This window comes from Lysinibacillus halotolerans (genome assembly GCF_003711845.1).
Lineage (GTDB): Bacteria > Bacillota > Bacilli > Bacillales_A > Planococcaceae > Ureibacillus > Ureibacillus halotolerans.
Window position 1 is genome coordinate 65931 of sequence record NZ_RHLQ01000002.1, and the last position, 24988, is coordinate 90918.

General features: G+C 34.4%; 26 protein-coding genes and 1 riboswitch. Of the genes, 20 read left to right on the forward strand and 6 right to left on the reverse strand.

Going from position 1 to position 24988, the window contains the following annotated elements; translation table 11 throughout:
* Positions 1–31: 31 nt before the first annotated feature.
* The 10 genes from EC501_RS01795 (at position 32) to EC501_RS01840 (ending at position 9191) form a co-directional block, all read left to right on the forward strand.
* Positions 32–937: an ABC transporter permease gene (locus tag EC501_RS01795; protein ID WP_122970579.1), complete on the forward strand. Its 906-nt coding sequence runs from the start codon at positions 32–34 to the stop codon at positions 935–937.
* A gap of 37 nt (positions 938–974) precedes the next feature.
* Positions 975–2597, forward strand: a complete 1623-nt coding sequence (locus EC501_RS01800; RefSeq protein WP_122970580.1) for an ABC transporter substrate-binding protein — start codon at positions 975–977, stop codon at positions 2595–2597.
* 118 nt (positions 2598–2715) lie between these two features.
* Complete coding sequence (locus EC501_RS01805) at positions 2716–3705, forward strand: MBL fold metallo-hydrolase (RefSeq protein ID WP_241559250.1); 990 nt, start codon at positions 2716–2718, stop codon at positions 3703–3705.
* 106 nt (positions 3706–3811) lie between these two features.
* Complete coding sequence (gene fabG / locus EC501_RS01810) at positions 3812–4576, forward strand: 3-oxoacyl-ACP reductase FabG (protein ID WP_122970582.1); 765 nt, start codon at positions 3812–3814, stop codon at positions 4574–4576.
* Positions 4577–4597: 21 nt separating this feature from the next.
* Positions 4598–5047 (forward strand): MaoC family dehydratase N-terminal domain-containing protein, encoded by a 450-nt coding sequence (locus EC501_RS01815; protein WP_122970583.1) that lies wholly within the window; start codon positions 4598–4600, stop codon positions 5045–5047.
* Complete coding sequence (locus tag EC501_RS01820) at positions 5044–5442, forward strand: MaoC/PaaZ C-terminal domain-containing protein (protein ID WP_122970584.1); 399 nt, start codon at positions 5044–5046, stop codon at positions 5440–5442. Before EC501_RS01815 ends, EC501_RS01820 begins: the two co-directional genes overlap by 4 nt.
* A gap of 88 nt (positions 5443–5530) precedes the next feature.
* Entirely contained in the window at positions 5531–6304 is a 774-nt protein-coding gene (locus EC501_RS01825) for an SDR family oxidoreductase (RefSeq protein WP_122970585.1), read from the forward strand.
* Between the two features lie 26 nt (positions 6305–6330).
* Positions 6331–7506 carry a thiolase family protein gene (locus EC501_RS01830; RefSeq protein ID WP_122970586.1) on the forward strand — a complete coding sequence of 392 codons (1176 nt, stop codon included), beginning with the start codon at positions 6331–6333 and terminating at the stop codon, positions 7504–7506.
* A gap of 45 nt (positions 7507–7551) precedes the next feature.
* Positions 7552–8127, forward strand: a complete 576-nt coding sequence (locus EC501_RS01835) for a TetR/AcrR family transcriptional regulator (protein ID WP_122970587.1) — start codon at positions 7552–7554, stop codon at positions 8125–8127.
* Between the two features lie 464 nt (positions 8128–8591).
* Complete coding sequence (locus EC501_RS01840; protein WP_122970588.1) at positions 8592–9191, forward strand: DUF1062 domain-containing protein; 600 nt, start codon at positions 8592–8594, stop codon at positions 9189–9191.
* A gap of 165 nt (positions 9192–9356) precedes the next feature.
* Here the strand turns inward: EC501_RS01840 and pabB are convergent, their stop codons facing one another.
* From pabB to EC501_RS01855, 3 genes are all read right to left on the reverse strand, one after another.
* The gene (gene pabB / locus EC501_RS01845; RefSeq protein ID WP_122970589.1) at positions 9357–11105 is read right to left on the reverse strand and encodes an aminodeoxychorismate synthase component I; all 1749 of its coding nucleotides are present in this window, start codon (positions 11103–11105) and stop codon (positions 9357–9359) included.
* A 16-nt stretch (positions 11106–11121) separates the two neighbouring features.
* Positions 11122–11685, reverse strand: coding sequence for an anthranilate synthase component II (locus EC501_RS01850; RefSeq protein ID WP_122970590.1), 564 nt, complete (start codon positions 11683–11685; stop codon positions 11122–11124).
* 154 nt (positions 11686–11839) lie between these two features.
* Positions 11840–12058: a hypothetical protein gene (locus EC501_RS01855; protein WP_122970591.1), complete on the reverse strand. Its 219-nt coding sequence runs from the start codon at positions 12056–12058 to the stop codon at positions 11840–11842.
* Between the two features lie 128 nt (positions 12059–12186).
* Here EC501_RS01855 and purU point away from each other — a divergent pair, with 128 nt between their 5' ends.
* A complete protein-coding gene (gene purU, locus EC501_RS01860) occupies positions 12187–13086 on the forward strand; it encodes a formyltetrahydrofolate deformylase (RefSeq protein ID WP_122970592.1) in 900 nt (299 codons plus the stop codon).
* Positions 13087–13154: 68 nt separating this feature from the next.
* Here purU and EC501_RS01865 read toward each other — a convergent pair whose 3' ends face one another.
* Positions 13155–13982 (reverse strand): EcsC family protein, encoded by an 828-nt coding sequence (locus tag EC501_RS01865; RefSeq protein ID WP_122970593.1) that lies wholly within the window; start codon positions 13980–13982, stop codon positions 13155–13157.
* 164 nt (positions 13983–14146) lie between these two features.
* Between EC501_RS01865 and EC501_RS01870 the strand changes: the two genes are divergently transcribed.
* The 3 genes from EC501_RS01870 to EC501_RS01880 all read left to right on the forward strand — a co-directional run bounded on the left by EC501_RS01870 (position 14147) and on the right by EC501_RS01880 (position 17365).
* Positions 14147–14884 carry a hypothetical protein gene (locus tag EC501_RS01870; protein ID WP_122970594.1) on the forward strand — a complete coding sequence of 246 codons (738 nt, stop codon included), beginning with the start codon at positions 14147–14149 and terminating at the stop codon, positions 14882–14884.
* Positions 14885–15012: 128 nt separating this feature from the next.
* A complete protein-coding gene (locus tag EC501_RS01875; RefSeq protein WP_122970595.1) occupies positions 15013–15669 on the forward strand; it encodes a ribonuclease H family protein in 657 nt (218 codons plus the stop codon).
* 187 nt (positions 15670–15856) lie between these two features.
* Complete coding sequence (locus EC501_RS01880) at positions 15857–17365, forward strand: succinate CoA transferase (RefSeq protein ID WP_122970596.1); 1509 nt, start codon at positions 15857–15859, stop codon at positions 17363–17365.
* Positions 17366–17403: 38 nt separating this feature from the next.
* Here EC501_RS01880 and EC501_RS01885 read toward each other — a convergent pair whose 3' ends face one another.
* Positions 17404–17859, reverse strand: a complete 456-nt coding sequence (locus tag EC501_RS01885) for a GNAT family N-acetyltransferase (protein ID WP_122970597.1) — start codon at positions 17857–17859, stop codon at positions 17404–17406.
* Positions 17860–18050: 191 nt separating this feature from the next.
* On the opposite strand from EC501_RS01885, the gene EC501_RS01890 reads away from it, so the two are divergent.
* Positions 18051–20003 (forward strand): elongation factor G, encoded by a 1953-nt coding sequence (locus EC501_RS01890; RefSeq protein ID WP_122970598.1) that lies wholly within the window; start codon positions 18051–18053, stop codon positions 20001–20003.
* Between the two features lie 103 nt (positions 20004–20106).
* Entirely contained in the window at positions 20107–20310 is a 204-nt protein-coding gene (locus tag EC501_RS01895; protein ID WP_122970599.1) for a hypothetical protein, read from the forward strand.
* Positions 20311–20355: 45 nt separating this feature from the next.
* Here EC501_RS01895 and EC501_RS01900 read toward each other — a convergent pair whose 3' ends face one another.
* On the reverse strand, positions 20356–20955 hold the full coding sequence (locus EC501_RS01900; protein WP_122970600.1) for a YitT family protein: 600 nt from the start codon (positions 20953–20955) through the stop codon (positions 20356–20358).
* Between the two features lie 173 nt (positions 20956–21128).
* A riboswitch (cyclic di-AMP (ydaO/yuaA leader) is annotated at positions 21129–21267 on the forward strand.
* A gap of 172 nt (positions 21268–21439) precedes the next feature.
* Here EC501_RS01900 and EC501_RS01905 point away from each other — a divergent pair.
* The 4 genes from EC501_RS01905 (at position 21440) to EC501_RS01920 (ending at position 24869) form a co-directional block, all read left to right on the forward strand.
* Positions 21440–22777, forward strand: coding sequence for a TrkH family potassium uptake protein (locus EC501_RS01905; protein ID WP_122970601.1), 1338 nt, complete (start codon positions 21440–21442; stop codon positions 22775–22777).
* 17 nt (positions 22778–22794) lie between these two features.
* A complete protein-coding gene (locus tag EC501_RS01910; protein WP_122970602.1) occupies positions 22795–23451 on the forward strand; it encodes a potassium channel family protein in 657 nt (218 codons plus the stop codon).
* Positions 23452–23723: 272 nt separating this feature from the next.
* The gene (locus tag EC501_RS01915) at positions 23724–24158 is read left to right on the forward strand and encodes a MarR family transcriptional regulator (protein WP_122970603.1); all 435 of its coding nucleotides are present in this window, start codon (positions 23724–23726) and stop codon (positions 24156–24158) included.
* Positions 24159–24251: 93 nt separating this feature from the next.
* Positions 24252–24869, forward strand: a complete 618-nt coding sequence (locus EC501_RS01920; RefSeq protein WP_122970604.1) for a nitroreductase family protein — start codon at positions 24252–24254, stop codon at positions 24867–24869.
* Positions 24870–24988 lie beyond the last annotated feature (119 nt).

Consider the following 24988-nt stretch of genomic DNA (forward strand, 5'->3'; position numbering starts at 1 on the left):
TTATTGTCTTTAGGAAAAGGAAGTGATTCGCATGTCCCAAGTTCAATTAGACTCTGAGTTGCTTAAAGGCAAGTTAAAAGCGGGTAGAAGTTTGAGTATTAAAAAATTTAAAGAGGACTGCAAACGCTTTATTTTTACACAAAAAATTGGATTTATCTCCCTTTTATTCATACTACTCGTCATCATAATTGCTCTTATTGCTCCAATAATTGCTCTCTTTGATCCAATTGCCCAAGATCGGGCCGCTTTTTTAGCCGCCCCCGATTCAGAGCATGTGATGGGAACAGATGATTTAGGTCGTGATGTTTTAAGTAGACTCGTATATGGCTCACGGATCTCGTTAATCGTTGGATTTTCAACCGTTATTATATCCATTATTTTAGGCACATTAATTGGAATGATATCGGGTTATTTTGGTGGAATTGTCGATATGATTATTCAACGGATAATGGATGCCATTATGTCCATTCCTGCTTTAATTTTAGCTTTGTTTATCGCTGCATTATTAGGACCTGCTATTCAAAATGTCATAATATCCCTTGTCATTATTGAAGTGCCTCGTTTTGCCCGAATTGTTCGAGGAGAGATGATGAGAATTCGTGAATCAAATTATGTGGAAGCATCTCGCTCAGTAGGAGCTAGCTCATTTCGAATTATACTGAAGCACGGATTACCTAATATGATGGCTCCGATAATTGTAATGGCAAGTTTGGCATTCGGTCAGACAATTATCGCTGAAGCTTCCTTAAGCTTTTTAGGAATTGGAACGCCTCCTCCTAATCCATCTTGGGGATTAATGTTAAGTGATGCAAGCAGATATATGGAAAGCGCACCATGGCTTGTTCTTTTCCCAGGTTTAGCTTTAAGTATTTTAGTTTTATCATTTAACTTATTTGGGGATGCTCTCCGTGATTTCCTCGATCCAAAAATGTCTTAACTATTGGAAGAATATATTTTCATAGGAGGAAACGGTTATGGATAAAAAGTGGAAATCAATATGTCACATATTGATTTTAGGAATAGTAGTACTAGTTATTGGTGCGTGTTCTTCGGAAACAAAAAATAATGAGTCGGGACAAAAAAATACAACGGAAGGCTCTTCGGAACCAAAAAGTGGAGGAACTTATACGATCCTTTCACCCGCGGATCCTGACATGCTAGATCCCCATCGTCAGTCATCGATTTATACCCATCAATTGGCTGGATTAGTTTACAACAAATTAGTTTCCTATGAAACAGGTCCTAACGTTGACTATACCGATTATAATGTTGTACCGGATTTAGCCGAGCGATGGGAAGTTTCCGAAGATGGAAAAGTTTATACCTTTTATTTAAGAGAAGCCTATTGGCATGATAAAGAACCGGTCAACGGTAGACAGGTCACAGCTGATGATGTCATCGCCACTATGGAAACAATTATCAACTTACCAGGACATCAAGCTTCCCTTTTATCGGAAGTTGAAAGTATTACGGCAAAAGATCCTCAAACCGTTGTATTTACATTAAAACAACCTTTTGCCCCTTTTCTCAATTTCATGGCTAACCACTTCATGTGGATATTACCGAAAGAAGGGGTGGAGGGCAAATATGACTTAGCAACAGATGCAATTGGTACGGGGCCTTTTGTATTGGAAAAATGGGAAGATAATGTGCAAGCGACTTTCAAAAAAAATCCAACTTATTATGAAGAAGGAAAACCATATTTAGATGAAGTGATTTTTAAAGTAGTACCTGATCAAGGTTCTCGTATTGCTGCATTTAGAACTGGCCAGGCAGATACAATCGGAAGTTTATCACCCGAAGAGTTGGATCAACTCATAAAAACGAATCCTGATGTTACGGTCTTTGAAGCCTTATTCGCTACACAGGAACAACTGTATTTAAATATGGAAAAGGAACCATTTAATGATTTAAAAGTCCGTAAAGCAATTAGTATGGCTATTGACCGTCAATCGATGGTAAAGGCAATTTATGGTGGGGGAGAAACGAGCGGTCCTGTTAATCCATCTTTAGGAGACTGGTCATTACCATTAGAAGAAAGGGAAAAACTGCAACCATATAACCCAGAAGAAGCGAAAAAACTATTAGAAGAAGCAGGTTATCCTGATGGCTTTGATACAACATTAATGGTAACTAATGGTTACGGTGAACAATTAGTCCGTGTTGCCCAATGGATTGCAGAAGATTTAAGAAATATTGGCATTAATGCAGAAATTGAAGTGGTTGAATATGCTACTTACTTCTCTGAAAGATGGCCGAATGTTGATTATGATATGGGGGTTGGATATCAAACTTACTTCCAAGAACCAGATGAATGGTTAAGAACACAGTTACACACTAATGGAGCGCGAAATTGGTATAACATTAGTGACCCGGAACTAGATAAAATGCTCGATGAACAAAGACTTATTCTTGATGTAGATCAAAGAAGGGAATATGTACACGACATTCAACGATATGTTTTAGAAAATTTAGTGAACCCTATCGCTATTTCGACTTATTACACGAAAACACCGCGACAACCGTATATAAGAGATTCTTATCCACATGCTTCCTATGGATATGGATATTTAAAAGACGTTTGGTTAGATAAATAATTTGATGCTACAAGAAAGGAAAATTATTAGTATATAAATTCTATTAATTTTCCTTTTACGAATAAAGCGTTTCATGAAAGGTATGTGAGAACAGATTCTAATAAAAGGATTGAGTACTTTGCAAAAAATCGAAAAGATAGAACTATCAACGAACTTTCCTATAGGTCCAGTGAATGTTTATGTTCTATTTGGTGAAAAATTGACCCTTATAGATACAGGACTAAATCGTGAACTGGCATGGAAAGAGTTGAATAACGGTTTGCTGAAGCTAGGATTGAATTTAAATGATATTGAGCAAATCGTTTTAACGCATCATCATAATGATCATACAGCTATGATTGATTGGATTCTTGAGGAAAACCCATCGATACAAGTTTTTGCTCATCAAGATACGGAAATGATTTTAAAGGACGAAGACTATTTAGAATGGAGTTCCCAGTTTTTTGAGAAGTTATTTCTTGAGTTCGGATTGACAAAAGAAATGGCTTATAAATGGGCATATCGAAAAGGAGATCGTGATCGATACGATTATTTAAATGTCAATAGGACGTTATCAGATGGAGATTTTGTCCCAGGCTTACCTAATTGGAAAGTAATTGAAACGTTAGGTCATTCCCAAGATCACATTTCCCTTTATAACGAAAAGGAACAATTGTTTATATGTGGAGATAATATCATTCAAGGTATTCATGCAGGCATTTTTTTAGATGCGCCGAAAAGGGGAAAAGAACGGTCGAAGCCATTACTACAATACTTAGATAACTTAGAGAAATGTCGAAAGTTAAACGTTCAATTGACCTTCTCAGGTCATGGTCCTAATATTGAAAATTTAAACGAAGCAATTGATAGTCAATTAGGAAATATAGAAAATCGAGCACAACGGGTAATTCGTACATTAGAGAAAGCAAATGGTGTTGCTAGCGGGTTTGAAATTATTCAAGAGATGTATCGTGGTCGCTATGAGAATGCGGTTATTACCTTTGTGTTTGAAATTGTCGCGGTACTCGATCTATTACAAAAACGAAATGTTGTAGTCGCAGAGAAAGCAAATGGTGTTTATCAATATCGATTAGTTAATTATAAAACTACTTCAAATAAGATTGTTTAAAAAGTGAAAACGAATGACATCTATCATTGAATATTTCTATAAATCAATTAATAGAAATATTATATTAAGTTATTTTTAACTACTAATTTATTTGGAGGGATTTCATTTGACTGGAAGATTCGATAATAGAGTTGCATTTATTACTGGTGGAAGCCGAGGCATTGGAAAAGGGATTGCTGAAACATTTGCGGAGGAAGGGGCAAAAATTGCAATTATTGATATTAATGAAGAAGCTTTGAACGAAGTAGAAGCTGAATTCAAAGAAAAGGGCTATACAATTTTAACTATGCAAGCAAATGTCGTCAATGCGGAAGAAGTTGAAGCGGCAATGGAACAAGTCGTTTCTCAATTTGGTTCCTTAGATATTTTAGTGAATAATGCGGGAATAATTCGCGACAATTTGCTATTTAAAATGACGGATAGTGATTGGAATCAAGTTATTGATGTTCATTTAAAAGGAACATTTAATGCATCCCGTGCTGCCCAAAAATATATGGTGAAACAAAACTATGGAAGAATTATAAACATTTCTTCTACTTCAGCCCTTGGAAATCCTGGTCAGGCTAATTACGCAACTGTAAAGGCGGGAATTCAAGGATTTACAAAAACCCTAGCCAAAGAAATTGGTAAATTTGGCATTACAACAAATGCAGTAGCACCTGGTTTTATTGAAACGGATATGACGAAGGCAACAGCAGAAAGGGTTGGTATTCCGTTCGATGAATTCGTCAAAGGTGCAGCTAGTCGTATTCCGGTACGAAGATCTGGTCAACCTTCTGATATTGCCAATGCCGTTGCTTTTTTTGCAGATGAAAAATCTTCTTTCGTAAACGGTCAAGTTTTATATGTTGCAGGTGGACCTACTAACTAATAAAGGAGGGAGATAATAGAGATGATTACAGAATTCATAGGTGTTACGTCGGAAAAAGTGAAAAATGTGGTTGAAAAAGAACTAGTAAGGCGTTTTGCAGATTCAATTGGAGATTTGCATCCAATTTATATAGATGAAGAAACCGGAAAAAATTCTAGATATGGGAAAAATATTGCACCGGTTACGTTTCCTCGTGTTTTTCGATCAGGGGAAGTCGATGGATTAAATCTACCTAATAAAGGATTGATTCACGGTGAACAAATTTACCATTATAATCGACCACTCTTCGTAGGAGAAGAAGTGTATTGCTATTCCAAAATAGAAGATTACTTTGAAAAAGAAGGAAGTACTGGGAAAATGGGCTTCTTAAAAATGAAACGATATGGTGAAGACACTGAAGGCAATATCATTTTTACAGAAGAATCGATCATTATTATTACTGAGACAGTAAGGAGGTCGATGAACGTATGACGCATCTCAAAGAATTAGTTCAAGGGGAAACAATTAAAATGACCCTTGAACCTGTAACTAGAATGGATTTAATTAAATATTCCGGAGCATCTGGTGATTTTAATCCTATTCATACGATAGATGAGGAAGCAAAAAAGGCGGGTCTACCAGGCATTATTGCTCACGGAATGTGGACGATGGGGAATCTATCAAAATTATTTACCCCTTATTATGAAGAAGGCTACATTCAAGATTATTCAATCCGATTTGCAGGTATGGTATTTTTAAACGATGTATTAACATTAAATGCCCAATTAGTCGAACAAACAGATGAAGCATTACATTTTAAAGTGAATGTCACGAATCAACACGATAAAGAGGTTGTCAAGGGAAAAGTAAAATTTACCCTATATTAAAGTGAAAGGATTTGTCTCGAATTTTAATAAAGAATGAGAGGCAAATCCTTCTTACTTAAAAAGATTGGAAAATGGGAGGGATATCGGAATGCACGTGAAAGAGCTATTTGATATTTCCGGAAAAACGGCCATTGTAACCGGAGGAGGACGAGGGCTGGGAGAGCAAATTGCCCAAGGGTTTGCCGAAGCTGGAGCCAATGTTGTCATTTGTTCGAGAAAGTTGAACAATTGTGAGGAAGTAGCTGAAAGATTAAAGGAATATGCAGTAAAAACTCTTGCCTTAAAATGTGATTTAACGAACAAAGACGAAATTGAAAATTTAGTTGAACGAACGTTAGAAGAATTTCCTTCGATTGATATTCTTGTTAATAATAGTGGTGCAACTTGGGGAGCTCCAATGGAAGAGATGCCTCTAGAAGCATTTTATAAAGTGATGAATGTAAATGTTACCGGAACTTTTTTAATGTCTCAAGCTGTTGGAAAAGTAATGTTGAAACAAGGTTATGGAAAAATTATTAATATTGCATCTGTTGCAGGTCTTAAAGGTTCCAACCCTGAAATAATGGATGCTATAGGGTATAACACGAGTAAAGGGGCAGTCATTACTTTTACAAAGGATTTAGCTGTGAAATGGGGACCGAGGGGAATTTATGTGAACGCTATTGCACCTGGTTTCTTCCCAACGAAAATGACGAAAGCATTGTTGGATCGTGGCGGTGATTCGGTGCAAAGCAAAAATCCATTACGCAAATTTGGTTCGGATACGGATTTAAAGGGAGTTGCTTTATTTTTAGCATCGAAAGCTTCAGATTTTATAACAGGCGAAACGATTGTAGTTGATGGTGGTACAAATGCAATGTAAAAAATCACGCATGGGGGCATGTTTAAATGAAAAGAGATGCAGTTATTGTATCTGCAGTTAGAACAGCAATTGGTAAACAAGGTGGAGCATTAGCAAGTATTCCAGCCCATCTTTATGGCGCTGAAGTAATAAAAGAAGCGATAAACCGAGTAAATATTTCAGCTGAACTGATCGATGATGTAATTATCGGTAATGTTTTAAGTGGTGGGGGAAATATAGCCAGATTATCTGCATTACAAACAGGGCTTTCAATACAAATACCTGGGTTAACCGTCGATCGCCAATGTGGTTCTGGCATAAACGCCGTTGCATTAGCAGCACAAGCAATTCAGTCAGGTGCCGGTGATATATATGTGGCTGGCGGTATCGAAAGTATGAGTCGGGCACCTTATCAATATGAACGACCTGAAAAAGCGTATAGTTCCATCCCACCGAAATATCGCACTACTTTACTTGCACCTGAAGAAATCGGCAATCCACCTATGGGGATTACTGCTGAGAATTTAGCAAAAAAATATAATATCTCGAGGGAAGAACAAGATGAGTTTTCCTATAAAAGTCAACAAAAGATGGCCATTGCAATGGAAGAAGGACGATTCGATGAGCAAATTGTTCCGATAAAAATTCCTGTTCGAAAAGGAGAACCAATTGTTTTTGATAAAGACGAACATCCACGTCCTAGTACAACTCTTTCAGCACTGGCTAAATTATATCCTGCCTTCGTAAAAGATGGTACTGTAACCGCTGGAAGTAGTTCAGGTTTAAATGATGCAGCATCAGCACTAGTCGTTATGTCTAGAGAAAAGGCTGAAGAATTAGGCCTCCAACCGTTAGCAACGATAAAAGGTTCCGTAGTGGCTGGAGTTGATCCTAATATTATGGGAATTGGCCCTGTACCTGCAACGAAAAAGTTAATGGAGAAATTAGGACTTTCTTTAAACGATATGGATCTTGTTGAATTAAACGAAGCGTTTGCTGCCCAAGTAATTGCGTGTAACAGAGAATTAGACATCGATCCAGAAAAATTAAATGTTAATGGTGGTGCCATTGCCCACGGACATCCACTAGGAGCTACAGGAGCCATTTTAATTACAAAAGCAGTATATGAATTAAAAAGAACAAACAAAAACAAAGCCCTTATTACAGCATGTATCGGTGGTGGTCAAGGCATTTCCATGGTCATTGAAAGAGAAGTATATTAATTGTTATGATGTTTTGAAACTATCACTGATTGAAGGGAAATAACTTTGAGAAGAACAATCATAAAAGAAAGTATCGATTTGTTTGATAAAAAAGGATATAGTAAAACTTCAATTCAGGATATCGTCAATAGCATAGGTGCTACTAAGGGAACATTTTATTACTATTTTAATAGCAAACAAGAGCTGTTAAGGGATATTCATTTAAGCTATATCCAAGAACTTTTACAAGAACAAGAAGTCATTTTACACGATCAAAATTTAACTTCAAAAGATAAAATTAGAAAATTAATTTTATTAATTATTCGTAAGATTCGAACCCATGGTAAAAGTGCAAGAGTATTTACGAGGGAGATACGTCATCTTGAAGAGGAACATATCCAAAATGTCAATTCCATTAAGCGTGAATTTCGGTTAAACTTTCAAAAGGTTTTGGAAGATGGAATCGATAAAGGGGAATTTCGAAAAGATTTAAGGAGTGATATTGTCATTTTTGGAATTCTTGGCATGGTGAATCGCTCGTATAATTGGTATAACCCTGATGGAGAGGTTTCAGAGGAAGAGCTTGTTGATATATATATGGATATTATTATTAACGGTTTGAAAAATAAATCAGAAATATAAAAGATAGATGATAAAAAGAATGTTGGCGTGCATATTTTTATGTATACGCTTACAAGAAGAAAATGATAAATCTAACGATATAAAATAGTACTTGTAGGTAAAACATTTACATATAGAGTGTTTTTCCTACAGGTATTTCTAGAATATCCCTAGACATAGGAAATCGATATTGACAACAAATTAAATTATTGTATAATTCAGAATAGGAGAAATATGGAAGGTGGAATTAGATTTGCCAACATACATGTAATGGTTAAGTAATTAAATAGTTCACTTCTTTTTGAACATGATTGTTCAACGACGGGAGGAGTGTGCCTATTTTTAGCCATTACAGGGAACGCAGGATAAACTGTTGAGTTCATTCCAAGCGGGATACCTATAAGGTATTCCGCTTTTTTGATGGGAAATCATTCTCCATTCAGCTATTATTTGGTGTTCCTCTGGATAAATTGGAGGAGAAGGTAATGAGTTTTAATAATATAATTACTTTTAAGGTTATTGCTCAGGAAAAACCTAACGTAATACGAAATTGTAGACACTGTAAAAGGAGTACCGAATACTTTTGTAGTGATAAATTTAGAGTAAATGCAAATCAGAAGATGATTGATATTTGGCTTATTTATAAATGTTTACATTGTGAAAGTACATGGAATTATCCTATATTATCGAGAGTACATGTGAATCGAATTGATCCAATACTCCATCAAAAATTTATGAATAATGATCAAGAGACAATATGGTATTATGCTTTTCAAATTAACAAATTAAGAAAACTATGTGATGCTGTGAAAAAAGACATTCAATATGAGTTAATAAAGGAGAAGTCAAATCTAATATCTAGTGAAATGACAGTAAGAATTTGCTGTAAATATGATTTTGGTCTCAGAATCGATAAACTACTAGCTGAAATATTGAATATTTCAAGGTCCAAAGTAAATACAATGGCAAAGGAAAAAATGTTTTTACTAAACCCAAATGTTCCGATAAGCGACAAAGTTATAGATAATTTACAAGTAACAGTGAAAGGGAATTGGCATGAGTATGTTTCCCCATCTTTATTTTAAGGGCATAATGGAAATACCTATTTGTAAAAAGAAGGTGGAATGATTTTAAAAAACTAATTTCCAATTGAATTGAATGCTTATATTAAAGTAAATATCAAAATGCTTACCCCCGTCCTAAATTTAGAACGGGGGTATTTTCAATAAATGGTGACAAGCTTATTAGATTTATTTTATTTCTACTTTCATCCAATTTCGAACACTATTAATGAACCAGATTTGCGAACATGCATTAAGATGATCCAGTGTGAGAACTTTTTCATGAATTTTTCCTTCATTTAATAATTTTTCCCGGAAAGTACCAGCTAATAAACCGCATTCAATAGGGGGAGTCCAAAGTACCCCGTCTATTTCTAGAACAACATTCCCATTTGTGAATTCGGTTAGTTCTTTCTTTTCATTCCAAAGAAGGACATCAAAAACATCTTGGTGTTGCTGTTGAAAATATTCATAATGGTCTCGATTGGTCGTTTTATAATAATAGAAAACATTCTTCTTATCGATTGGTGTTTTTGCTAATGAAACAACTTGTAGAGGTTTTACAGGTTGTAATGTTTGAGTGTTAATCGAAACTTTTCCATTTTGTTCAAGTAAGAGACGTAATTTGTATTGTCCCGTTTTGTTTTCCTTTGCAACTTTGAATACACTGTCTTTTACTTCTTCCATATTGAAAGAATAGCCAAAATATCCCGCTGCACGTTGAAGTCGAGTTAAGTGCTCATCAAGCAAAACAAGTTCTCCATTTTGTAACAAGATACTTTCCAATAGTTCAAATTTAGGTCTTTGAACTTCTAAAAAGCTTGCTTTTGCTAAAATTTCTTCATACTCTTCATCTGTTTTAGAGTCCCACGTAATACCACCACCAACTCCATAAGTGGCTTGCCCCGTTTTATTGTTAATAACGACTGTCCTTATTGGAACATTGAAGATAGCTTCTTTGTCCGGTGTAATGTAACCAATTGCCCCACAATACACGTCCCTCGGCGTTGATTCTAATGAAGCAATTATGTCCATCGTACTTATTTTCGGCGCTCCGGTTATGGAACCGCAAGGGAAGAGAGCTTTAAACAATTCAAAAAAGGTTGTATTCGGCTTTATCGTTGCTGTTACAGTAGAAGTCATTTGATGAACCGTTGGATATTGTTCAATTTGAAAAAGTTTTGGAACTTGTACTGTCATCGGTTCGGCTATCATACTTAAATCGTTCCGAAGTAAATCCACAATCATTACATTTTCTGCTCGATTTTTTTCTGAGTTATACAACCACTGCCGATTAGCGGCATCCTCTTCCACTGTTTTACCACGGGCGACCGTACCTTTCATCGGCCTTGTCGTAATTTGATTATCCTTTAAATGAAAAAATAGTTCTGGTGAGGCAGATAAAATACTGAAATCACCTGTATAAATATAACTACAATAATTGGACGATTGGGCGTTTTTAAGACGATTAAAATAGGCAATATCATCTCCTTGAAACTGGGATTGAAGACGAATTGTATAGTTTGTTTGATACGTATCACCATTTTTAATGGCATTTTGAATAGATGCAATAGACGACTGGTATTGATTCATCGTCTCTTTTGGCATCCATTTTGTATGTACATAAGTCCCATCGCTATCTAAAGATTCATGAAGAGGTTCTTTAAAAATACCAAACCATAGTAAAGGCATTGTCGGATTGTTATGGACTTTCATCGCTTGATCAAAAGCTGGTGCACTTTCATAAGATACGTAGCCAGCTGCATATAATCCTTTTTCAATGGCTTCTTGAATTAATTGAAAGCATGGTAAAACTTCCTCAATTGTATAAGCTACAATTACTTTTAATGGATTTTTAAACGTTAATGGAGTTACATCTCCATTGGAAGATGCAAAATCAAAAGTTAAAATTGGTTGTCTTTTGTGATTAGTTTCCATGATGATAAAGTCCTTTTCATTTTATAAAGAAGTTCTGAACCATTTTTAAGCCCATGTTCGTTAAAATGGCTTCAGGATGAAATTGAACACCTTCTACTTTGTAAGTTTTATGACGTATGGCCATTATTTCTCCTTCGGTTGTTTTGGCAGTAATGTCAAAACAGTCCGGCAATGTAGCGTCATCAACAATAAGAGAATGATAGCGTGCTACTTCCGTTGGACAAGGGAGATTGTAAAAAATAGATTGTCCGTCATGTTCAATCTTAGAAGTTTTTCCGTGCATAGGTACTTTCGCTTTTTTTACAGTTCCACCTAATGCTTGCGCAATAATTTGATGACCAAGGCATACTCCGAAAATGGGAATATCCCGATAAAACTTTTTAACAAGTTCTAAGCAAATACCCGCTGTATTAGGATTCCCGGGACCAGGTGATAGAACGATATAGTCAGGAGCGAACTGTTTTATTTGTTCTATTGAAAATTGATCGTTTCGCCGGACGACTATTTCGTGTCCAACCGTTTGAATATATTGCACTAAATTATATGTAAAAGAATCGTAGTTATCGATAACTAATATCAAATTAAACTTCTCCATTTCTCGTTAGTGATCTGACATTTATTATAGAAGAAGTGGAACATCAATGGGAAGAATTTTATAAATGAAGTTTAAGGAGTATGTATAGTATCTTTTTAAATGAAAATACCTCGAAGGCTCTTTCGAGGTATTGTTCGAATTATTGTTTGTTGTTATCGAATAATTGCTCAACTTTTTTCATAATCGGGTTATTTTTAATTTTTTTCAGTAATGGATTTTTTTCTGCTCCGAATTCTTCCCGTTGTTTATTTGCGCTATTTGCACTAGGTTGAGAACTTTTCGCAGTTGCACTACTTTCATTTAATAAACCACGATCATCATAGTTTGAATAATCATCAAATTCTTTTTTATTAGTCATTATCTCAACTCCTTTCAGTTTTATTATGGGAATTTTCTTTTCGTTTATGTAATGAAAGCAGTAATGGTTGCTCATTTTCAGAAAATAATAGATAATAATAAAATTATGAAAGGCTAGGAGTGTAAGCAATGCAAGGAGTGCAGGGGAACAGAAATGAAATAAGTCAAAATCTAGAGAATAAAGCGCGGTTATTAGTAAAGTGTCCAGATAAACCTGGAATCGTATCAGTGTTGTCTACTTTTTTATTTAAGTACGAAGCAAATATTATTGAATCAAGCCAATATTCAAGTGATCCAGAAGAAGGAACGTTTTTTATCCGCATTGAATTTCACTGTGAAAATTTACAACAAAAATCACCTATGATGGAACAGGAATTTACCCAAATCGCCAATGAGTACGAGATGAACTATCAGTTTTATTATTTAAATCGCCGACAACGTTCTGCCATTTTTGTTTCAAAGGAATTACATTGTTTATTGGAATTACTTTGGGAATGGCAAAATGGTGATTTGGAAACAGATATTGTTGCAGTTATTAGTAATCATGAAGATGCCCGGTCTATAGTCGAGTCTTATGGCATCCCATTCCATTACTTACCTGCAAACAAAGATATCCGTCAAGAAGTGGAAGCAAAACAAATCACATTAATGGAACAATATCATGTGGATTTATTAATTTTGGCCCGTTATATGCAAATATTAACACCTGATTTTGTCGATTATTTTGAAAACCGTATTATTAATATTCATCATTCATTTTTACCAGCATTTATCGGGGCAAATCCATATGACCGTGCTTATAAAAGAGGAGTTAAATTAATTGGAGCAACTTCCCATTATGTAACAAATGATTTAGATGAAGGACCGATTATTGAACAAGATGTAGAACGAGTAGATCATCGGGATGATGTTGCCACATTAAAAAAAATCGGACGAAAAATTGAACGTCGGGTTTTAACAAAAGCAGTGAAATGGCATTTGCAAAATCGAATTATTGTTGAGAATAACAAAACCATTGTATTCCACTAAATAGCTAAGAGATTAAATAAAGGATGTCCTATTTTGAAAAATGGGACATCCTTTTTAACTGATGGATATTATTCCATTGAACTACTTTCGATCTGATCAAGTTCATATAATCGTTCATTTATTCTTCTTTTTCGATAGAGCATCATGCCCGTCTCCGAAACATCCTCTATCATCCCTTTATTGACAAAAGCACCAAAAATCATTCCTGCAACGGGGACCATTTGTAGCAGCTTTTTCCATCCGAACTGATCGCGATAGGTGAAAAATACTTCTTGCCAACCTTTTAATTGGCTAATCATACTCTCTGGCCCTTGATTTTTAGAATGATGCATATTTGCCAATTCCTTTAAAATCGCTTCTTTTCCAACAATGTCCGCTGAGGCAAATTGTAAGCATTTTACGATAAAGACCCGCTCTTGTTTCTCATTCGGATCATACCCATGAATAATCGCGATTTCTTGTAGCGTTTTTAATGCCATTCCTAAAATTAATGGAATATCGATTACTAAAGTGAAAATTCCGCCAAATCCAGTAGATGCACCTTGTACAGTCGCTAATTTGCTTCGTTCACTTTGTAATTGGTGACTAATTTGAGTCATGTCCTGAATTGGCATTTTGGCTATATCATCAATTGTTTCAATTGGATGAGTAGTAGATTTTTTTATCTTTTTAATCATTCCATTTTCACTAATTAAATATTTACCACCTGTTTGAATATAACTTCCTAGTTCATTTACTAAAATGCCGATTTTCTCTTGTAAAAATTTAGGTGTTAGCTTATCAATTAATTTAAAAGGTAAACGACCAAGTTTTTCCCAAAAGAATAATCCTTTTTGATCTTCTTCCCATTTTTCAATTTCTGTTAAATAGGTTTGCAATTGTTCCTTCGATTCCAATGTGATTTCCCCAATCTATTGTCTTTTATTGTTTTACGTAATTTTAACTAAAATGTTTCATTCAAAGTATGTACAATAAATGAATATTCATTTTTTATAAAAATCTGACAATTAAGCGGTGAATTTTGGTAAACTAAGGCTAGAGAGAAGTAAGGGGGAAGTGGATGGCTGAACAAACAGTAAGTGGTGTGTATCTTCAGGAACATTTTCGAGATTCTTTAATCATTGACCGCTATGATCCACAATTGGAACTTTTACGAAAAAGAAAACAGGAACAATTAAGAAGTCAACATATTGAAGATGCAGTAGTATGGAATGTATTTCGGACGTTTAATCAAATCGATCGAGCCCTTTGGATAAAACCATTATTTCAAACTTCTTTTCATTTGAACTTCCCTTATTCAATGGACTCGATAAAAATCCAACTATGGAAAAGAATTAGACCACCAAAAAGTTACCCATTACCAGAAGGGCTGTCGGAAATTGATATTATTATTGAATCCGATGAATTCGTTTGGTTTTTAGAAGCAAAATATAAATCTGACATTAGTTTCAGTACTACGCATCATTCAAAAAGAGACCAAATACTACGAAATATTGATGTCGGAACAAATTATGCAAGGAAGAAAGATTTTTATTTTTCTTTAATCATAATGGATAAATATTATAGTCCATATGGTTATCGTATGACAACAGAGTACCGTGATTCTATAGAAGGAATAGTAGGTTTACTACCACATAGAAAAACCCTCTCTAATTTAAAAGGAATTGAAGTTTTCACTTGGAAAGATGTTCAATCCCTCTTTAAAACGGTTTACTTATATAGTAAAAATAAATACGAAAAATATATAGCTGACCAAGCCAACTATTGGTTGTTGAAAAAATTGAATGACGAAAACTAATTACTTTTAGGATATTCTTTTTGAAAAAGGAAGAAATAAATGTCCATTAATTATTCGACTACTATAGTAAAAGAAGGAATAAGTTGACCATAATAATAGGTAACTGGAACAAAATTAGGAGGACTTCGATGAAAATTACAATCGAATGGACATATAAAACAAATAATGGAGTAGAAACCGTTTTTCGATCCGATGAATTGCCGGTAGCCCATGCTTTAACTATAGGTGAGGATTTAGAGAAAACAGGTAGAGCGAAATCCATCACGTATATCGACCAACATGATAGTACATGGATGGTTAAAGAATTAAAAAAATATATACAAGAAATGGATACAGAACCCCACAACGTTCGTGTTTACTTTGATGGTGGATATGATATTCAAACAAGTCAAGCTGGTTTAGGTATCGTTATTTATTATGAACAAAATGGAAAGAACTATCGATTACGTCGTAATGCTCCAGCTGTGGGATTAAATTCGAATAATGAAGCTGAATATGCAGCATTGCACTTAGCAATTGTTGAACTTGATTTATTAGATGTTCATCATCAAACAGTACAATTTATTGGGGATTCACAAGTAGTCATTAATCAAATGAGTGGGGAATGGCCAGCCTATGAGAAAGAATTAGTTAGCTGGGCAGATCGAATTGACATTAAATTAAATGAGTTAGGTATTACGCCAGAATTTGAACTCGTTCCTCGAAAATTAAATACCGAAGCCGACCGACTTGCCACACAAGCTTTACAAGGTACAGATATTACCGGCCAGATTGAATTGCAATAAAGTGTAAAAAGACTTGTTAAATAAAACAAGTCTTTTTTAATACATAATATTATTATGTAAACTAATGATATTATTCTTTTTCTAGTATTTTTCTACAATTTTGTTCTATTTTATTTGTTCTTAGCATAAATAAAATAGGTGAGAAGTTCTATTATTTTTATACCAAATAGATTAGGAGGAAAGATATTTGGAACAAGTAGTTGAAAAACGAATTGGTATTAGTAGTTTATTAAACAAAGTAATTTCAGCAGAAGAGGCAGCATCGTTTATCCAAGATGGCAATATAGTCGGGATGAGTGGTTTTACCCGGGCGGGAGATGCAAAAGTAGTGCCTTTAGCTTTAGCTGAACGGGCAAAAAATGAAAACTTGAAACTAGATGTTTATACAGGGGCATCCCTTGGTCCAGAAGTAGATAAAATTTTAGCTGAAGCAGGTGGAATACGTAAACGTGGACCATATCAAGGCGACGCAGCTATTCGAAATTTAATTAATACAGGGGAAGTGTTATATGTAGATGCACATCTTTCCCATAATGCTGAACTCGTTCGTCAAGGAATTATTGGACCAATTGACTATGCCATCATCGAAGCAACCGCTATAACAAAGGACGGCTATCTCGTTCCAACAACATCCGTAGGGAACTCTCCAATTTTCGCCCAATATGCAAATAATATTATTGTTGAGTTAAACTTAGCCCATTCCGAATCATTAATTGGTGTTCATGATATTTATATTCCAGAAGTACAAGGTAAACGACAACCCATTCCACTTTTAAGTGCTACAGATCGTATAGGTGAAATTGGCATTAAAATTAATCCGGAAAAAATAAAAGCTATTGTCATTTCCAACGAACAAGACGCTCCATCTTTAATTGTTGATCCAGATGATGAAACACAGGAAATGGCTAATCATTTAATAAACTTCCTTCGCAGTGAAATTGAAGCAGGGCGTTTAACAAATAAATTAGCTCCTTTGCAATCGGGGGTTGGTTCTGTTGCCAATGCGGTTTTAGAAGGATTTAAAGTTTCGGAGTTCGAAGATTTGATTATTTTCTCCGAAGTGTTACAAGATGCCGTCTTTAATTTAATCGATGCTGGAAAAGTTTCCTTCGCATCTTGCACTTCTATTACGATATCCGAAGAATTACAGAAAAAGGTTTATGGAAATATTGAGAAGTATGCTGACAAAATTATCATTCGACCACAGGAAATATCAAATCACCCTGAAGTCATTCGTCGCTTAGGATTAATCGCCATTAATGCAGCCCTTGAAGTCGATATTTATGGTAACGTTAACTCAACTCATGTTGGCGGCACGAAAATGATGAATGGAATAGGCGGTTCAGGTGATTTTACTCGCAATTCTCGTTTAAGTATTTTTGTAACAAAGTCTTATGCGAAAGGTGGTAAACTTTCTTCAATCGTTCCAATGGTAGCCCATCATGATCATACAGAACATGATGTTCATGTCATTGTAACGGAACAGGGTGTTGCAGACTTAAGAGGATTAGCACCAAAAGAAAGGGTACCATTAATTATTGAAAACTGTGTACATCCTGACTTTAAACAACAGTTGTGGGATTATTATAACGAAGCTGTTGAATTAACTGGAAATGCCCAAACACCACATAATTTGGAAAAAGCGCTTTCTTGGCATGTGAATGCTGCAAAAACTGGTTCAATGAAACTTTCATAATAAATAAGTGCGTGTTCCCACTTTGAACACGCATTTTTTCATTCAGACGACTTTTCTAATTGCCATTTTATCATGTGATTCTGCAAACCAACTTTTTCCATATTTAACTTTTCTAATACTCGAATGGAAGAATCATTATCCTCTATACACTCTGCGATAATCTTTGTCACATTTGAATTGGAAAATGCCCAATTTAGTAGTTCTCTCACTGCTTCTGTTGCATAACCTTTATTTTGAAATGAAGGCAATATTCCATAACCTACTTCGACCGTATTTTCTAAATTTGGTTTACCTTTAAACCCAATATCCCCAACTATTTGATTTGTTTCTTTCTCTATTACAAACCAAACACCCCATCCTAATAGTGAGGGGTCCTTATTCAGTTCGTCCAGATAGTTTTTTATATGTTGACCTAATGGATAATTTGTTGAAACAGACGAAAAAAATTGTTTTGTACAAGGTAGGATTTTTAAATTTTTTGTATGTAATTCCAATATAATTCCTCCTTTTTATTTCAATTAAACAGCGTATTTTAATTATACTACTATTTATTGGAAATAAATGAGAATAAAATTGAAGTTCTTCGTAAATTTATCCAACTTTCCCCTTAAAACAGAGGAATTTAATAAAAGGCTGACAATTTGCTACAATAAAATTAATGAAACAACGAGAAATGAGGATTTTTATGTATAAAACAATTGGAGTACTGGCCCATGTAGATGCTGGAAAGACAACCTTTTCAGAGCAGCTCCTTTACCATACGTTAAGTATTAAAGAAAGAGGTAGAGTGGATCATCAAGATGCTTTTTTAGATAATCATTCCATTGAACGTAAAAGAGGCATCACCATCTTTGCTGAACAAGGACGGATTCATTATAACAATGATACCTATACATTAATTGATACACCCGGACATGTCGATTTTTCCCCTGAAATGGAGAGAGCCATCCGGGTAATGGATTATGCCATCCTTATTATAAGTGCGGTGGATGGCATTGAAGGTCATACAGAAACCGTTTGGCAATTATTAAAAAAATATGAAATCCCAACCTTTCTTTTTATTAATAAAATGGATAGGGAAGGGGCAGATTTACAGGCGATCATGGCTTCGATTCAAAAAGAATTGACTGACGATGTCTTATTGATAACAGAAAAAGTAACATCAGATTACATTTCTCAAGATGTAATAGAATGGCTCGCAGAAAGAGACGAAACTCTTTTGGAACAATATATGGAAGGAGTAATAGAATTTGAAAATTGCTTCCGCATTTTTTGTTCTATGATTCAGCATAGACAAGCCTTTGTTTGTATGGCTGGTTCAGCCCTGAAAGATATTGGAATTAAAGAATTTTTTGAGCAATTTGCATTATTAACAAAAACTTCATATCATACGGATGATCCTTTTAAAGGATTAGTATATAAAATTCGTCACGATGAAAAAAATCAACGGTTAACATTCTTGAAAGCATTACAAGGAACTTTACAGGTTCGCGATGAATTTTCCTTTGACGATGTTACTGAAAAAATAACAGAAATCCGTCTCTACAACGGACATCGCTTTGAAACAGTTCAAAGGGTAGAAGCTGGTGAAATCTTTGCAATTAAAGGCATTTCAAGAGCTCAAATAGGACAAGTAATTGGCAATAGTGTAGTGAATCAGGACGAATATGAACTTATACCAACCCTTCAGGCCAAAGTTGTGTATGAAGGTAGTGAGCATATAAAAGAAATATTAAGTTACTTCCGAATTCTTGAAGCTGAAGAACCAACGTTGAAAGTTGTTTGGAATGAAAAATTTCAAGATATAAACGTCCATGTGATGGGTGTTATCCAACTGGAAGTATTATTAGAAGTAATAGAATCCCGATTTGGTATTCAAGTTCAATTTGAAGATCCAAAAATTCTATATATGGAAACGATTCAACAACCAGTCATTGGCTATGGACATTTTGAACCATTGAAACATTATGCAGAAGTTCACTTAAAAATGGAACCCGCTCCACGAGGTTCAGGTATTCAATTTAAAAATGAGTGTCACGCAGACGATTTGTCCGTTGGTCATCAACGATTAATCGAAAAACATTTATTTGAACGGGAACATCACGGTTTACTAACGGGATATCCCATTACAGATATTTGTTTTACACTTTTAACGGGAAGAGCTCATCAAAAACATACAGAAGGTGGAGATTTTCGAGAAGCAACTTTCCGTGCCCTTCGCCAAGGATTGGAGAAAGCTGACAACCTTTTATTAGAGCCTTACTACCGTTTTAAAATGAAAGCCTCCATTGATTTAATGGGGCGAATGATGACAGATATTCAACAAGGAAGTGGTACATTCGATCCCCCAATAATTAATGAAGATCAAGTTACCATTATTGGAAAAGTACCTGTATCCACTTTCATGAATTACAGTACAACTTTTGCGACCTATACAAATGGGAAAGGTTCACTATCCTTGCAATTTGCTGGTTATGATCTTTGCCATAATACAGATGAGGTTATCGAGCAAATAGGTTACGATAAAAACGCGGATCCAGAGTATTCCTCATCTAGTATTTTTTGTGCCAAAGGAAAAGGTTATTCGGTCCCTTGGTATGAAGCGGAAAAAGCGATGCATTGCTTAAAAAAAGGATAACATCACCATTTGATTATTCGTTTCATCGATTTAATTTGAGTATAAATGAATGAAAGAATACCAAACTAAATTGAAAATGAAATAACAAATGGAGGTTTTTTGGATGAAACAAAATCCACAACAAGTTCCTGGTAGACCGAAAAAATTTGTAAGTAAAGAGGAAATGATTCGTAATACGGAAGAAAATATACGCGAAGCTGAAATTAGTATGGAATTTGCTGGTGAAGAAGAGCTTGAACACCTTCAAGAAAAAAATGAACGTCGTAAACACGCAATAGAACGAGTGAAAGATGAACCATTAAGTTAAAATAAGGGCAATTGCATTATATGCAATTGCTCTTTGTTACTTTTTTCACGTCCGGACCATATCTACGATAGTTGTTGCAATAAAATATGTAATAATAGAAATTAATGCCCCTTTCCAACCAAACAATATAAGAGCAAAAAGAAAGATAAAAAAATTGATAATAAGAATTGATTCACCAACAGAATAGGATGTTTTACTGGAAATAAGTAAAGCAAGTACGTCTGTCCCATCTAATGCTCCGCCATTACGTAAAACAATCCCAATACCTAATCCAAGTAAAATACCTCCAATAAAAATTAATAAAATGGGATTACCATTAAGGAAAGGTGGAAATATTTCCAGTAAACCCGTAGAAACGGTTAATGAAATGATGCCTAATGAAGTAGAAAAGGCAAAGCGTTTCCCTAAATAGTTATAGCCTAATAAAACAAAGGGGATATTTAATAAAAACAGTAAAAAGCTTAATGAAAATCCCATCATTTCAGATAGCATCATGGATATACCGGTAATACCTCCATCAATTAATTCATTAGGAATAAGAATTACCTCCAGGCTAATGGCTGCCATGAGTGCCCCTATAATAATCCAAGGTATTTTAAAGAGGAGATCTAATACATAAAATTTAAACGAATTTGTAGATTTCAAGTAAGTTCTCCTTATGTATTAAGAATAATATTAATAAAAATTAGTGAGCAAATGTAAGTGATACCCCTATCAAACTATGAATTTTTATATAAGATGATACACAGTTTTAATTTTTTATTTTTATATTTACAAATCTCAAATGGAGGAGTAGAATAATCCCGTATTTCAAAGTTTCATATTATCGGCCTAATCTCATATAGAGAACGGAGGACCCATTATTTTGGGGTTAATTCTGCCATTGCAGAAGGGATGAGATCACTCTTTCGCCATCCTACCCGTCAGCTAACTTCGTCGGCTAAAGCGAAGGAGGTCATAGGAACAGACCGCCTTATTCAAGTATTTTTTGTTTTTATACAAAGGAGCTTGTTTAAATCGGTCTTTTTTTGATGTCAAAAACGAGAACATTTAGATTAAAAGGATTATTTCCCTCAGGCAAAAGAGATAATTATTTAAGGTAAGAAACATTCAAAGTGAGGAAACGAAAATGAAAAACTTTAAAGACAATCTAAACCCTTCAAAGGTTCTAGTACTAGGTTTCGTTATTTTAATTTTATTCGGTGCTTTATTATTAAATCTTCCAATCGCAACGGAAACAGGAGAGAGTTTACCTTTTTTAGATGCCCTTTTTACCGCTACGTCTGCTGCCTGTGTGACGGGACTTGTTGTAGTAGATACGGGAGATACATTTTCCGTTTTTGGTGAACTTGTCATTCTATTTCTTATACAAATTGGCGGTTTAGGATTTATGACTTTTGCCACATTTTTATTTACTTTACTTGGGAAAAAAATTTCTTTAAAAGAAAGATTGTTATTAAAAGAAGCATTTAATGCTACATCAACAGCAGGAATGGTGAAATTAGTCAAAAGAATATTGATTTTTACGTTGGTAACAGAATTTATTGGAGCAGTTATATTGGCCATTCGCTTCTCCCTTGATATGCCAATTTCAAAAGCGATTTATTTCGGCTTCTTTCATTCTATTTCCATTTTTAACAATGCAGGTTTCGATTTAATGGGGCAATTTAAAAGTTTAACTGACTATGTAGATGATCCCTTTGTCGTCATTACAATCTGTAGCCTTATCATAATAGGTGGACTCGGGTTTATTGTTATTAATGAATTATATGAATATCGCGAAACGAAAACATTATCTGTTCATACAAAGGTTGTTTTAACGACAACATTTACTTTAATCGTAGGGGCAGCGATTTTAATTTTCCTTTTCGAATTTAGTAATGAAAAAACATTAGGTCCTTTATCAACAACTGGAAAAACGCTAGGTGCCTTGTTCCATAGTGTGACTCCAAGAACCGCTGGTGCGAATACATTGTCTATGGGAGATTTAACTCATGCTACTTTGTTTTTAACGATTATTCTTATGTTCATCGGAGGAGGTTCTGGTTCTACGGCTGGAGGAATTAAAGTTTCAACTTTTACCGTTTTAATTGCAACTGCCATTTCACAATTAAAGGGTAAAGAAGATGTTACTTTATTTAAACGTCGCATTGTGATTGAAAACATATTAAAAGCTTTTACAGTTGCCATGTGTGGCATGATCATTGTTGTGCTCGTCACTTTTTTATTAAGCATTACAGACAAAGGTCATGTGTTTATTATGTATTTATTTGAAGCAACTTCCGCCTTTGGAACAGTAGGCCTTTCTATGGGGTTAACGCCGGAACTTTCATCAGTTGGCCGTATTTTAATTATTTTAACAATGTTTGCAGGAAGATTAGGACCATTAACGATCGGTTTTGCTTTAACAAAAAAACGTAAACAAGAGGCTTATCATCATCCAAAAGGAAATATTATGATTGGGTAACAAAGGAGAGTAAAAAAATGAGTAGAAAACAATATGCCGTAATTGGATTAGGCCGTTTTGGTACGAGTATAGCTAGAAAATTGCATGAAGCAGGTCAAGAAGTACTAGGTATTGATTTAGATGAAGTAAGAGTAGAAGATGCAGAACCTTATATTACCCACGGCTTAATCGCCGATTCTACAGATGAAAAAGCACTAACATCTATTGGAATTACAAACTTTGACTGTGTTATTGTCGCAATTGGGGACGATATTCAAGCAAGCATTCTAACCGTCATGCTTTTGAAGAACCTTGGTATGAAAAAGATTATTGCAAAAGCGGTAGGTAAACGTCACGGTCAAGTTTTAGAGGCAATTGGTACGAGTTGGATTATTTATCCTGAAAGGGATATGGGAGAAAGAGTGGCAAATCAACTTCTTTCACCAAACATGTTAAACTATATTGAACTTTCTAAGGATTATAATATAGAAGAAATTATGATTCCTTCTAGAATGGCTGGGAAAAATTTAAGAGAATTGGATATTCGGGCAAAATATAATGTGAGTGTTATTGCTATTTTAAGAGACGGTGAGATTATTGTTTCACCTTCTCCTGATGAATTACTTCAAATAGAAGATATTTTAGTAACGATCGGAAATCGAAAGGATTTAGCGAAATTCTCCAACTTAGAATAAAAAAATTCCTAATTTTCTCCCCATACAAGTTAGAAAAAAATCTAAATTGTATGGGCTTTTTTATGTTATTTTTAAATATAATTTACATTAAAAGCCAAATTGTTAGAAGGAAAAGAATCTATTATTTGGATAAAAAAATGAAGTATATTTTGAAAAGAAAAGTTTGATACTAAATATAGTAATTCACTAAAACAAAAAACTTGATTAATAGATTATTTATATTATAATTGACTAGTCAATGATTGATTAATCAATTGATAAGGAGGAATGAAATGGATCAATCTTGCGAAGATGTAAAAAATATGATGTTTATGTTCAAAAATATTGATAGACAAGTTACACAAAACTTTGAAAAGTGTACAGGGATTAGTCTAACTCGATATGAAATATTGTATACCTTATTGAATAGTGGACAACTTTCACAAATCGAATTACAGAAGAAGTTGAAGATAGATCAAGCTGCAATTACAAGACATTTAAAAATTCTTGAAGAGAAAAATTTGGTCTATCGAAATCGAAACAAACAAAATAATCGAGAAGTGATAGTAGAAATAACAAATAATGGCATGGCTATTTTAGAAAACTGTGATTCAAATAAAACACAATTTTTCGATGAATTATTTCACGACTTTACAACGAAGGAAAAACAACAGCTACAAATGATGTTAAAAAAATTAATGGTTAATTCCGGAAAACAAACTGGTTAGATTTTTAATAGTCATGATAAATGATACAGCTAATCCCATTGAACAAACAATTCCTATTAAAAATGATATTGACATATTGAAAGGGGTATAAAAATGCCAAACACAATTCAACAAATCATGCATGAAAGAAAATCCGTTCGTAAATATAAAGAGGATGTCGTAATCCCACGCGAAAAATTACAAGCTTTATTAGAAAATGCCATTTCAGCTCCATCTTCAAGTAATATGCAACCATGGCGTTTCATTGTAATTGATGATCAACAAGTGAAAAAAGAGTTGCGCCCAATTGCAAATGACCAAGAACAAGTTGAAACATCTTCAGCGATTATTGCCGTTCTTGGTGATTTGGAAATGTACAAAAACTCAGAACAAATTTATAATACCAATTATGAAAAAGGTTATATGCCAAGAGAATTAGCGGATTTAATGATAAAAAATTCCCTTTCGATGTATGGTAGTTTACCAGAAGATATTATTAAAAATATTGTTCATTTCGATGCTGGTTTAGTTTCAATGCAAATTATGCTGTTAGCTAAAGAAATGGGGTATGATACGGTACCGATGGGTGGTTTTGATAAAGCGAAATTTGCGGAAAAATTCAACTTACCAAAAAATGAAGTACCTATTATCCTAATTGCTATTGGTGAAGCAGCTGCTCCTGCTTATGGTTCATCCCGTCTGCCACTTGAACAAATTACAAAATTTATTTAATAAAATATTGGATAGACTTAGTTTATAAAATACAACTAAAAGTTTGTTTAGCGTTGATCGAAAAGGTCAACGCTATTTTTATGTTGAAATAAGGAAATGAAAGAATTTGAAAAGCAAAC